This is a genomic window from Corallococcus sp. 4LFB (assembly GCF_046520365.1).
Classification (GTDB): Bacteria; Myxococcota; Myxococcia; order Myxococcales; family Myxococcaceae; genus Corallococcus; species Corallococcus caeni.
Window position 1 is genome coordinate 1 of record NZ_JBKGHJ010000294.1, and the last position, 10960, is coordinate 10960.

The 10960-nt window shown below is 70.7% G+C and carries 12 protein-coding genes, 2 tRNA genes and 1 pseudogene; 7 read left to right on the forward strand and 8 right to left on the reverse strand.

The annotated features are described in order from the left end of the window. Nucleotides 1-813, forward strand: an 813-nt coding sequence (locus tag ACLEQD_RS27025) for a TonB family protein (protein ID WP_410387829.1), incomplete at its 5' end; no start/stop codon positions are given. Nucleotides 814-845: 32 nt separating this feature from the next. Here the strand turns inward: ACLEQD_RS27025 and ACLEQD_RS27030 are convergent. The 4 genes from ACLEQD_RS27030 to ACLEQD_RS27045 form a co-directional block, all read right to left on the reverse strand. Further along, nucleotides 846-1565 (reverse strand): HAD family hydrolase, encoded by a 720-nt coding sequence (locus ACLEQD_RS27030; RefSeq protein ID WP_410387830.1) that lies wholly within the window; start codon nucleotides 1563-1565, stop codon nucleotides 846-848. A 9-nt stretch (nucleotides 1566-1574) separates the two neighbouring features. Then, on the reverse strand, nucleotides 1575-2540 hold the full coding sequence (locus tag ACLEQD_RS27035; protein WP_410387831.1) for a myxosortase-dependent metalloprotease, MXAN_2677/MXAN_2678 family: 966 nt from the start codon (nucleotides 2538-2540) through the stop codon (nucleotides 1575-1577). After that, nucleotides 2537-3337, reverse strand: a complete 801-nt coding sequence (locus tag ACLEQD_RS27040) for a myxosortase-dependent metalloprotease, MXAN_2677/MXAN_2678 family (protein ID WP_410387832.1) — start codon at nucleotides 3335-3337, stop codon at nucleotides 2537-2539. The genes ACLEQD_RS27035 and ACLEQD_RS27040 overlap by 4 nt, the downstream gene beginning before the upstream one ends. A gap of 100 nt (nucleotides 3338-3437) precedes the next feature. Beyond that, the gene (locus ACLEQD_RS27045; protein WP_410387833.1) at nucleotides 3438-4019 is read right to left on the reverse strand and encodes a hypothetical protein; all 582 of its coding nucleotides are present in this window, start codon (nucleotides 4017-4019) and stop codon (nucleotides 3438-3440) included. Nucleotides 4020-4107: 88 nt separating this feature from the next. On the opposite strand from ACLEQD_RS27045, the pseudogene gltX reads away from it, so the two are divergent. The 4 genes and pseudogenes from gltX (at nucleotide 4108) to ACLEQD_RS27065 (ending at nucleotide 6305) form a co-directional block, all read left to right on the forward strand. Continuing rightward, nucleotides 4108-5558: pseudogene (gene gltX / locus ACLEQD_RS27050) on the forward strand (glutamate--tRNA ligase). A 46-nt stretch (nucleotides 5559-5604) separates the two neighbouring features. Further along, nucleotides 5605-6015 (forward strand): hypothetical protein, encoded by a 411-nt coding sequence (locus ACLEQD_RS27055; protein ID WP_410387834.1) that lies wholly within the window; start codon nucleotides 5605-5607, stop codon nucleotides 6013-6015. A gap of 66 nt (nucleotides 6016-6081) precedes the next feature. Further along, nucleotides 6082-6152: transfer RNA gene (locus ACLEQD_RS27060), tRNA-Gln, on the forward strand. Nucleotides 6153-6233: 81 nt separating this feature from the next. Then, nucleotides 6234-6305: transfer RNA gene (locus ACLEQD_RS27065), tRNA-Glu, on the forward strand. A 136-nt stretch (nucleotides 6306-6441) separates the two neighbouring features. Here ACLEQD_RS27065 and ACLEQD_RS27070 read toward each other — a convergent pair. After that, entirely contained in the window at nucleotides 6442-7410 is a 969-nt protein-coding gene (locus ACLEQD_RS27070; protein ID WP_410387835.1) for a response regulator, read from the reverse strand. 72 nt (nucleotides 7411-7482) lie between these two features. Here ACLEQD_RS27070 and ACLEQD_RS27075 point away from each other — a divergent pair, with 72 nt between their 5' ends. Beyond that, the gene (locus tag ACLEQD_RS27075; RefSeq protein ID WP_410387836.1) at nucleotides 7483-8055 is read left to right on the forward strand and encodes a hypothetical protein; all 573 of its coding nucleotides are present in this window, start codon (nucleotides 7483-7485) and stop codon (nucleotides 8053-8055) included. Here the strand turns inward: ACLEQD_RS27075 and ACLEQD_RS27080 are convergent. Both ACLEQD_RS27080 and ACLEQD_RS27085 read right to left on the reverse strand, forming a co-directional pair. Next, complete coding sequence (locus tag ACLEQD_RS27080; protein WP_410387837.1) at nucleotides 8033-9190, reverse strand: sensor histidine kinase; 1158 nt, start codon at nucleotides 9188-9190, stop codon at nucleotides 8033-8035. The two genes, ACLEQD_RS27075 and ACLEQD_RS27080, sit on opposite strands and share 23 nt — an antisense overlap. Nucleotides 9191-9325: 135 nt before the next feature. Continuing rightward, complete coding sequence (locus ACLEQD_RS27085) at nucleotides 9326-9586, reverse strand: DUF2795 domain-containing protein (protein WP_410387838.1); 261 nt, start codon at nucleotides 9584-9586, stop codon at nucleotides 9326-9328. 198 nt (nucleotides 9587-9784) lie between these two features. On the opposite strand from ACLEQD_RS27085, the gene ACLEQD_RS27090 reads away from it, so the two are divergent. Further along, nucleotides 9785-9991, forward strand: a complete 207-nt coding sequence (locus ACLEQD_RS27090) for a hypothetical protein (protein ID WP_410387839.1) — start codon at nucleotides 9785-9787, stop codon at nucleotides 9989-9991. A gap of 64 nt (nucleotides 9992-10055) precedes the next feature. On the opposite strand, the gene ACLEQD_RS27095 is transcribed toward ACLEQD_RS27090, so the two are convergent. Then, nucleotides 10056-10960, reverse strand: a 905-nt coding sequence (locus ACLEQD_RS27095; RefSeq protein WP_410387840.1) for a dihydrolipoamide acetyltransferase family protein, incomplete at its 5' end; no start/stop codon positions are given.

Here is a 10960-nt window from a genome sequence, read left to right on the forward strand (position 1 = left end):
GAAGCCCCCACGGCGCCGCCCGCGCCGGGCAAGGTGCGCTTCCGCCTGATGAGCCAGCCGTCCGGCGCGCGCGTCTACTACAAGGGCAAGGAGAAGGGCGTGACGCCCTTCGTGATGGAGCTGCCGCTGGGCAAGGAGGGCAGCATCACCGCGGAGCTGACGTTCGCGCTGGAGGGCTACCAGACGGAGACCCTCATCACGGGCGGCTCCGGAGAGGTGGTGCTGTCCCAGAAGCTGACCCGGCGCCGGGGCGGCGGTGAGCGCCCGAGCCGCGTGGACCTGGCCACCGCCTCCACCCCCGAGGACTTCGAGAACGTGGCCCCGGCGACGCCGGGTGGACTGGCGGCGCCGGTGATGATGCAGGCGAATCCGGCCACCGCCGCCGCCGTCCCCGCCACGACGACGGAAAAAGCGCTGGGCGCGCTGGGCTCGTCGGCCGCCGCTCCCGTGAGCGCGGCGGGCAGCCTCGCGGTGCCGTCGCTGACGACCGGCGCGCTCGCGCCCATCAACCCGAACGCCGTCATCCCCTTCAACGACGCCATGGAGCGGCCGACGCTGTTGGAGGAGGGCCGGGACATCGCCTACACGCGCGAGGCGCTGGCCATCAAGGCGGAGGGGCTCGTGGCGGTGCGCTGCACCATCACCAACAAGGGCCGCGTGGAGAACTGCCGCGTCCTGAAGATGGTGCAGCACATGGAGCGGGCGGTGCTCGACGCGCTCCGCTCCCGCGTCTACAAGCCCATCCAGTACCAGGGCCGTCCGGTGAACGTGGACTACACCTTCACCATGCGGCTCGTGTCCCCGCGCCGCTGAAAGAAGCGCGGCACGCGCCTCCACCGCGGCCCTCAGGGGCCGGGGGAGGGCACCAGCGGCGGCGACGGTGGGACGGACGGGGTGGCGCCTCCAGGAGGCACGCCCCAGTCCACCACCGGCCAGCCCCGCCGCCGGGCCTCCCTGCGCAGGCGGTGGTCCGGGTTCACCACCACCGGGCGCCCCACCACCTCCAGCGCCGGCAGGTCCGAATACGAGTCCGTGTAGAAGGCGCACGCGGACAGCGGCACGCCCGCCTCCCTCGCGGTGGCCTCCGCGTAGCGCCGCTTGCCCACGCCGAAGCAGACCTCCCCCAGCGTGCGCCCGGTGTGCAGCCCCGCCGCGTCCACCTCGAAGCGGTTGCACAGCACGCCGTCCAGGCGCAGCTCGCGCGCCACCAGGTCGGACAGGTAGCCCGAGGACGACGTCAGCAGCACCAGCCGGTCCCCCGCCGCGCGGTGGGCCTCCAGCGCGGCCAGGCCCCCGGGCCGGTACTGCCCGCGCACGGCCTCCGCGTAGAAGTCCGCGGAGCGCGCCTCCAGGTCCTTCGCGTCGGAGCCCGTGAGCAGGGCCGTGGCGCGCAGGAGCACGTCCTGCATGGCCACGAAGCCCAGGTGGTAGCGGGCCAATAGCAGGCTGGCGCGCAGGGCATCCCAGCGGGAGATGTGGCCCAGGGCCAGCTCGCGGCGCACCCAGAGCGACGCGGAGTTGGCGGCGAGCAGCGTCCTGTCCAGGTCGAAGAAGGCGACGGCCACGGCCACAGTCTAACTGCGCGTCCCGCCCGGGGCAGCGCGGGGGAGGCCGGCCAGCGGGGCCGCTGACCGCCTGCCCCTCCGCATCAACGCCACGCCCCAGAGCAGCAGGGCGGCCAGCACCGGACCTCCGGCGGACGCGCCGCAGCCGCTGCCCTTCCCGTCCGCCACGAGCTTCAGGCCCGGGTCCTCCGGGATGCGGCACTGGGTGGGCGGCAGGCCGCGCGGGTAGGCGGCGCAGAAGCCGGCCGCGGAGCCCGCGTCGATGACCCGCTTGGACGTCTCCCCCTGCGAGGCGGTGGCCTCCATGGTGGAGCCCGCGGAGAAGACGTGGTCCAACCCGACGACGTGGCCAATCTCATGCGTCATCGTGTTCTGCACGTCCGTGGCGACGCAGTCGGTGGACGGGGTGGCCGAGCACGGCGGGCCGTTCACGGTGGTGAACAGGAAGCTGGGCCCGTAGTCCGTCTCCGCCGCGTTGAGCTCGATGTCCGAGTCCACGACGAAGCCGTCCTTGAAGCTGAACGAGGACGTGGTGAGCCCGATGGTGGCGCCCCCGTGCGCCCAGCACTGGTAGACGTTGCCGCACGTCTCCTCCTGCCAGCACGCATCCTCCGGCGGGGCGACGTCCTGGCAGTTGCGCTCGCGGAAGGTGACGACGTTGTAGTTGTCGAAGGGGTGCTCCTCGTCGTAGCCGACCGCGATGGAGCGCGTCCAATCCTCGCCGCGGATGAAGCGGAAGTCGCTGCACGTCGAGGACAGCGCCCGCCACGAGTCGAAGGCCGCCTCGATGGCGGCGACCTCCGTGTCCCCGGGGGTGCGCGTGCTGCCGGCCACGTCCAGGTGGTAGACGTAGTCACGCCCCGGCCACACCAGGCACAGCGGCCGGCCCGGCACGAGCGTGCGCTTGTAGTCCTGCTGCGCGCCCGCCGCTCCCGCGCAGAGCAACACTCCCAGGAGCAGCAGGCGACAGCTCACCGCGCACCCCGCCGGCGGCGCACGAGCAGCGAGGCGGCGGCCAGCAGCGGCAGCGCGGCCAGGCCGCCCGTCGCCGCGGTGCAGCCATCGCCGTCGCCCTCCCCGTCCCCGTCGCCGTCACCGGTCCCGTTGCCGGCCACCGGGAAGCAGGGCTGGCTGGCGCTGCCCTTGGGGTACGCGACGCACACGAAGTTGCGCGAACCGGAGTCGATGGTGCGCTTGGACGTCTCCCCCGGCGGCGCGCTGGGGTTCATGGTGGAGTTCGTCGCCAGCGTGTGGTCCAGGCCGACGAAGTGGCCCACCTCGTGGGTGGCCGTGTTCTGCACGTCCGTGTCCACGCAGTCCGGCGTCGCCACGATGCCGCACGGCCCGCCGTCGCCGGTGGTGAAGTTGAAGCGCGCGGCGTTGAAGGAGATGTCCGAGTCGTAGACGATGCCCGTGCGCTCGTCGTACGTGGTGAGCGTGATGGCGATGGTGCCGTCGCTGTCATCCCAGCAGTCGTACGTGTTCGCGCACGTGTCCTGGGAGAAGCAGGCGTCGTTGGCGTCCACGACGTCGCGACAGGCGCGGCCGCGGAAGAGGATGAGGTTGATGTTGTCGCCGGAGCGGTTGTAGCCCACCGTCCGGGAGTTCACCCGCGAGCCCTCCACCAGCGACAGGTTGCCGCAGCTGGCGAAGACGCCCTGCCAGCTCTGGAACGAGCGGGTGATGGCGTCGAACTCCGTGTGGTTCGTCGCCTTCGGTTGCCCACGGTGCTCTGCTGCCAGTTGACGCGCGTCTGCGTCCAGTACAGGCACTGCGTGGTCTCGTCCCCGGGGGACACGCGGCTGCGGACATACGGCGCGGAGCTCTGTCCCATCACCGCCGCCAGCACCACCCACGACGCGAGCGCGCCCATCACTTCGTCCCCTTCTTCGCGGGCGCCGCCTGCTGTGCCTGGACCGCCGCGCGCACGGAGGCCTTCAGCTGCTCCAGCGTCACCGGCTTCGCGTGGGACGCCGTCTCCTGGCGCGTCTTCGGATCAAGCAGCACCGCGTCGCCGGTGGACGCCGGGACCGCCATCGCGCCCGGGCCGGTGCGCTGGACCTGGTACTTGCCCTGCGCCATGCCGGAGAGCTGGAACGCGGACGCGCCGCGCTTCTCCAGGAAGACGACGACCTCCTCCCCCTCGGAGAACGACGCCAGGCCGCTCACCACCTGCCCGATGTCCCCCACCCGGCCCCCCGGCTGGGTGACGAGCACCGTGCCGCCGGGCTGCCCCTTGAGGGCCTCCGTCACCTGGATCTCCACGTCGGTGACGATGCGCTGCTTGTCCCCGCTCCAGCGGCTCTGCACGCGACGGACGACTCCCTGCACCACCGCGTCCGACGTCTGCGCCATCTGGGGCAGGTCCGCCCGCAGCATCGTGGTGGCCCCCACCGGCAGCCCTCCGAGCAGGGTGGCCAGCACCACCGTGCGAACCGCGTGTCGAATCGACATGGAACGTCTCCTTGCCCGCGCAGCCTAACCCCAAGCGGGCGGCTTGCGTTGACCCTCGTGCACCCGTCCTGCTATCGCGCGCCTGCCCATGGCTCCGTCAAAACCCCGCGTCCGCTTCGCTCCGTCACCTACTGGATACCTCCACATCGGAGCGCCCGGACGGCGCTCTTCAACTACCTCTACGCGAAGCGCTACGGCGGCACCTTCGTCCTGCGCATGGAAGATACGGACCAGGAGCGCTCCACGCCGGAGTCCGTGAAGGCCATCCTGGACGGACTCGACTGGCTGGGCCTGGACTGGGATGAGGGCCCCGGCAAGGAGGACCCGAAGTACGGTCCCTATTTCCAGACCCAGCGCCTGGACACGTACCGCAAGCACGCGGACCAGCTCATCGCGCAGGGAAAGGCCTTCCGGTGCTACTGCACCCGCGAGGAGATCTCCCAGCGCCGCGAGGCGGTGGAGAAGGAGAAGGGCCAGGGCAGCTACCGCTATGAAGGCACCTGCCACGACCTGAAGGGCCCGCCCTCCGGCAAGAAGCTGGAGGACGCCGTCATCCGCTTCCGCATGCCCGCGGGCGAAGGCACCGTGTCCTTCGACGACAAGGTGCTGGGCGTCATCACCAAGGCGCACTCGGACCTGGATGACTGGGTGATGATGCGCGCGGACGGCATCCCGCTCTACAACTACGGCTGCGTCATCGACGACCACCTGATGGAGATCGACCTGGTCGCGCGCGGCCAGGAGCACGTCAACTCCACCTTCCCGCAGCTGATGCTCTACCAGGCGCTGGGCTGGACACCGCCGGCCTTCGCGCACCTGCCGCTCATCCTGGGGCCGGACCGGGAGAAGCTCTCCAAGCGCAAGCACCCGGAAGCGGACGTGATGCTGCACAAGCGCACGGGCATCATGCCGGAGGCGCTGCTCAACTTCGTCATCCGCCTGGGCTGGAGCCACGGCAACGACGAGGTCATCACCCGCGAGCAGATGGTGGAGTGGTTCGACTTCGACGGCGTGGGCAGCACGTCCGGCGTGTGGAACCCGGAGAAGCTCCAGTGGCTCAACCAGCAGTGGTTCAAGCTCCTGCCCCCGGCCGTGGTCGCGGAGCGGCTCGTCCCCTTCCTGGAGGCCCGCGGCTTCCAGGCGAAGGGGGACGCGCGCCTGGAGCCGCTGGTGCTCGCGCTGCGCGAGCGCTCGCGCACCCTGGACGAGATGGCGAACACCGCGTCCATCTACTTCAAGAGCGGCGTCACCCTGGATGAGAAGGCCGCCGCCAAGCACCTGAGCGGGGATTCGCTCCAGTTGCTGCGCCAGGCCCGGGAGAAGCTGGCCGCCCTGCCCGCGTGGACGGTGGAGCCGCTGGACGGCGTGGTGAAGACGGTGAGCGAGGCCGCCCAGGTAGGCATGGGCAAGGTGGCCCAGCCCCTGCGCGTCGCCATCACCGGCAACACAACCAGCCCCGGCATCGGGGAGACGCTGCTGCTCGTGGGGCGCGAGGAAGCCCTCCGGCGCATCGACGCGGCGCTCTCTCGCGGGACCTGAGATTGACGGTGGACGCGGGCAGCGCCGGGCCCTATCTTGGCCGGCGATGACGCGACCGCTTGACAGCCTGAGACCGCATTTCTATAAGGCGCGCCCGCTCGGGGCGGTGCTGCTCGCCCTCTGGGCAACGGCCTCTGGCGCCGAGCTGGTGAACGGCGCCCAGATTCCGGATGGTGCCCAGAAGGTGGGCGAGAACCGGTACCGGGCGTCGCGCGACTTCGAGGCGACGCTCGACTACTACAAGAACGTCTACCCGACCTCGAGCTACCCGAGGCGGTCAGTCGTCAACCAGCCGGGCGTCAAGGCCGTGCACATCTCCAACCCCTCCGGGAAGAACTTCGAGGGGCTGAATATTTACGAAGCGAACGACGAGGTTCGCATCTACGTCGTCCCGCTGCAGGGGGCGGGGAAGCCGGCGAAGAAGTCCGAAGGCAAGCCGGTCAGGAAAACGAAGTAGTTGAAGTCAGCAGCAGAAGTCGGTAGTAGAAGCGCCCGCAACACGCAGCCGCGGCACGCAGCGCCTTGGGGAATCGTCTAACGGCAGGACAGCAGACTCTGACTCTGCTTATCTAGGTTCGAATCCTAGTTCCCCAGCTGAAAATCTCCGGTTGACTGGTCAGAACGGAGAATGTAGGAAGCAGCAGCAGAAACGCAGTGGTTGTAGGGAAGCAAGCCGGCCCTGTCGTCTAGTGGTTAGGACGGAGCCCTCTCACGGCTCAAACTCGGGTTCGAATCCCGGCAGGGTCACACTGAGACGCCCACCTTCGGAAACGAAGGTGGGCGTTTCGCTTTGCGGGCCTTACTTCAGCGCCCGCCCTGCCCTGCCCTCCCTGGCTCCGGCGGCCGCGCCCGGGCTTGCGGCCCGGGCCCGGGCACTCCCCTTTCAGTTCGGGGTCGCGATGCTCTGGCGGAAGGTGTCCAGCGCGGCGGTGAGCCGCTGCTGGGCGCGCTGGATGCCCCGGCGCATCAGCAGCATGCGCACCTTCTCAGGCAGGACGCGGGTGGCGTTGGACTGGCCGTAGCCCACCAGGTCCATGCGCAGGGTGATGGCCTCCAGGAGGTCGCTCAGGTCCGCGTCGGCGCCGGCCAGCAGCACCACGTCCGGGGAGCGGCCCTGGAGCCGCTCCGCCAGCGTGTGCCACTGCGGATCCCCGGTCTCCACCACCACCACGTCCGCGCTCTCCAGCTGGGGCGAGTACGGCGGCAGCTCCACCACCTGGAACTCCGCGTCGCGCAGCACCTTCACGGCCTCCGCGCTGCCCACCACCGCGACGGTGCCGGTGTGGCCCATGCGCACGGCCTGCTCGTAGTTGCGCAGCTCCGTCTCCAGCGCCTCGTGCGCGGGCTCCGGGGCGTCCCGGCCCGCGTCCAGCAGCACCGCGGCCTGCCGGGCCATCTCCCGGGCCCCGTCGCGCGTGCGCACCCGCTCCGAGCGGCGCTCCAGCGCGGCGCGCACCTTGGCGCGCAGCACGCGCAGGTCGTCGAAGGGCTTCACGATGTAGTCGCTGGCGCCGGCGGCGAACGCGGCGATGACGGACTCGGAGCTGGCGTAGGCGGTGATCATCACCGCCTCCAGCGCGGGCTGCATCCGCCGCGCCTCCGCGATGAGCTCCACCCCGCCCATGCCGGGCAGGTTCTTGTCCGTCACCAGCACGTCGAAGCGCTGGTCCTTCAACAGGACGAGCGCCTCTTCCGCGCTGCCCACGGGGGAGACGATGAGGTCCGCTTCCCGCGCCAGGAGGCGCACGCAGATGTCGAGCACCACCGGCTCGTCATCCACCAGCAGCACCTTCGAGGCGAGCGTCCCCCGCCCTTCCCCTTCACCTTCGCCGGTCTCGAACGGGAGATCCATGAATTGGGAGGATCGCACAGCTCTCGTCCAACTTCGAGGGTGGGAAACAGGCGCGCCCACTATGCTCGGCGAGTGAGCTTCGAAGACGCGCTCCGGGAGAACCGGGTGCCGCCACGGCTGGGCGACGTGCGGCTGTTCTACGACGGGGGCCGGCTGGTGGGTGAGTCCCTGCCGCCGCCCTGGACGCTGCGGCTGTTGCCCACGCTCCTCGTGGCCCTGGCCGCCGTGTGCACGGGGGTGGGGCTGCTGCTGCTCGCCCTGGACATGGCCCGGACGCCGGGCACGGCGAGCCTGCTGCTGGTGCTGGCGGGGGCCCTGGTGGGCGGCGCGCTGGTGGTGGAGGCGCGGCTGCTGCGGCGGCGCTTCGTGCTGCACTTCAAGACGGAGTCACTGCGGCTGGAGACGCTCGCCTGGGCCCCCGGCGCGGCGCGCACGCAGACGCTCCCCTTCGACGACGTGCGCGCGGTGCACATCCTCCAGCCGCCGAAGGGCGGATACGCACTGGTGGTGGAGTACGGCCCGGAAGCCGCGCCCCGGCGCGCACTGCTGGTGCGGGACGTGCGGCCGCAGGAGAGCGACACCCTCTACCGGGTGTGGCGGCTCTTGCACAACGCCTTCGGGCTCAAGGGAGCGGGGCTCGCTTGAAGGTGAGCTCGATTTCGGTGCCCTCGCCCGGCGTGGACGACAGGCGGAGCTGACCGCCGAACTGGGTCACCAGCTCGCGGCAGATGGACAGGCCCAGCCCCGTGCCGATGCCCACGGGCTTCGTGGTGAACAGCGGCTGGAACACGCGCTCCTGGAGCGCCAGCGGGATGCCGCACCCGTTGTCCATCACGGACAGCACCACGTCGTCGTCGCGCGCCGCCCACCGCACGTCGATGCGGCCCGGACGGCCCGTGCCCTCCATGGCCTGCGCCGCGTTGACGATGAGGTTGAGCAGCACCTGGCACAGCTTCACCGGCCCGAACACGATGCGGATGGGCTCGCCGCTGCTGGTGAGCCGCGCCCGGTCGCGGACCTCCGCTCGCGCCAGCTTCACCGCGAAGGAGACGACTTCCGCCACGTCCGCGGTGGACTCCATGTCCTCGCCACGCGCCTGCGCGCGCAGGCCCAGCGCCACCTCGCGCAGGTGGCTGGCGCCCTCGGACAGGTCCTTGATGAGCGACGGCAGGTCCTCGATGGTGGAGGACACCTCCGCGTCCGGATCCGTCGCCAGGTGGCGCGACACGTACTGCACCACGCAGTGCATGTCGCGCTGGAGCGAGGACACGTTCTGCGTGAGGTAGCCCACCGGGCCCATGAGCTCGTGCGCGATGCCCGCGGTCACCTGCCCCAGCGTGGCCAGACGCTCGGACTTCATCATCCGGCCTTCGACCTCGCGGATGCGCAGCTCCAGGCGGGCAATCTTGAGCGCGTCCTCCAGCGCCGCCAGGAGCTCCGCGCGGTCCCACGGCTTGACGAAGTAGCGCGTCACCTGGCCGCGGTTCACCGCGTCGATGACGGCCTGCATGTCCGCGTACGCCGTCACCAGCATGCGCTTGGCGTCCGGCGCGATGGTGCGGGCGCGCTCCAGCAGCTCCACGCCCGTCATCCCCGGCATGCGCTGGTCCGACAGCACCACGCCAATCTCCCCGCGCCGCTGCTCCAGCAGCGCCAGGGCCTCGTTGGGGGACGAGCACCGGAAGATGCGAAACCGCTGCCCGAAGTTGGCGTCGAACACCCTCAGGTTGAGGGCGTCGTCGTCCACGTACAGCACGGCGGGCAGGTCCGAGGCGTTCATGGAGCTCCTCCAGACCGTGGCTTCCTCATCCGGAAGACAGGCTGGTCGCGCCGAAGATAACGCGCACGTCCCTCCGCGCGCCTGGGGGTACCTTGTACCCAGGCCCTGGGCGAACGTCGCGAACAGCACTTCGCGTCAGACGGAGGCGTCTCCGAGCGCGAGCGCCACCGTGTCCACGGAGGCGAACCGGCCACGCGGCAGCGTGCCCAGCAGCGACACCACGTGCGGCGGCGCCTCGTTCTCACGCGCCACCCAGACCAACTGCTCCGCGCTGAGCGGGAACACCGCGCCGCGCAGCGCCTGCTGCAGCGAGTGCGCCAGGGACACCACCGGAGTCAGGGGGGCCGGTGACAGCTCCACCTCCTGCAGTCCAAGTCCCAGGCGCTCGCGAGTCATGTCGTCGTTCATTGAGTGAGAAGTTAAGCAGCGAACCGCTCCGGCTGCCGACCTTTTTTCGCCGTCCGAAGGGAGTCAGGCAGGCAGGCGCTCTGCTCCCCCATCCCACCGGGTGGCCGCTCGGGTGTGGGCATCCCACCGTACCGCCACGGAAGTTCCATCCACGCCCCCGTTTTCCGGGGAGGAGAGCGACGCACCATGGCGAACAAGAAGAACGAGGACGTGAAGCCCGTGAAGCACGTGGAGGCCACCCGCCCGGAGCCGTGGCCCGGCATCCAGGGCCGCAGCCCCGAGCACGAGGAGGAGCTGGAGACGGGCACGAAGCGCGCGGACCAGGCGGGCGTCACGGAGGCGCAGCGCAAGCTGGAGAAGGACGTCGAGTCGGACGAGCCGACGCGGGAGTAGCCCAGGCCGGGCTTTCGCCCCCGTGCGTGTCGCACGGGGGCGAAGGCGGCGGGCCGCTCGACCGCTAGAACAGCAACCGCGAGGGGTGCTCCAGGAGGCCCTTCAGCTCGCGGAGGTACTCCGCGCCGGTGGCCCCGTCGATGACGCGGTGGTCACCCGACAGCGTCACCGTCATCATCTTGCGCACCGCCAGCTGGCCGTCACGCACCACGGCCTTCTCCGCCACGGCGCCCACCGCGATGATGGCGGACTGGGGCGGGTTGATGACGGCGATGAACTGGTCGATGCCGTACATGCCCAGGTTGCTCACCGTGAGCGAGCCTCCCGTGTAGTCGGCGGGCTTCAGGGAGCGCTTGCGGGCGCGCTCCGCCATGTCGCGGGACTCGGCGGAGATGGCCTGCAGGCCCTTGAGGTCCGCGTCGCGGATGATGGGGGTGATCAGCCCGTCCTCGATGGCGACCGCGATGCCCACGTCCACGGTGCCGAAGTGCAGCACCTGGTCGCCCTGGAGCGACACGTTCATCTTCGGTGAGCGGCGCAGCGCGATGGCCGCCGCCTTCACGATGATGTCGTTGACGGACACCTTGAGGTCCAGCGCCTTGGCCTCCTCGCGGATCTTCACCGCGGCGTCCATCTCCACCTCCACCGTCAGGTAGAAGTGCGGCACGCCGGGCTTCACCTCCGACATGCGCTGGCCAATGACCTTGCGCATGGAGGACATGGGCACCGCCTGCGGCTCCGGACGCGTGCCGAAGGCGCGAACCTCCGGCTGCGCCCCGGCCTTCTTCGCCGCCGGCGCCTGCGCGGGAGCCTTCGCCAGGCCCTGGCCCAGCGCCTGCTCCACGTCGCGCTTCACCACGCGGCCCAGCGGACCCGTGCCGCGCACCTGGCTGATGTCCAGCCCGCGCTCCTGGGCCATGCGCTTCGCCAGCGGGCTGGCGCGCAGCCGGCCGCCAGCGCCACCGGAGG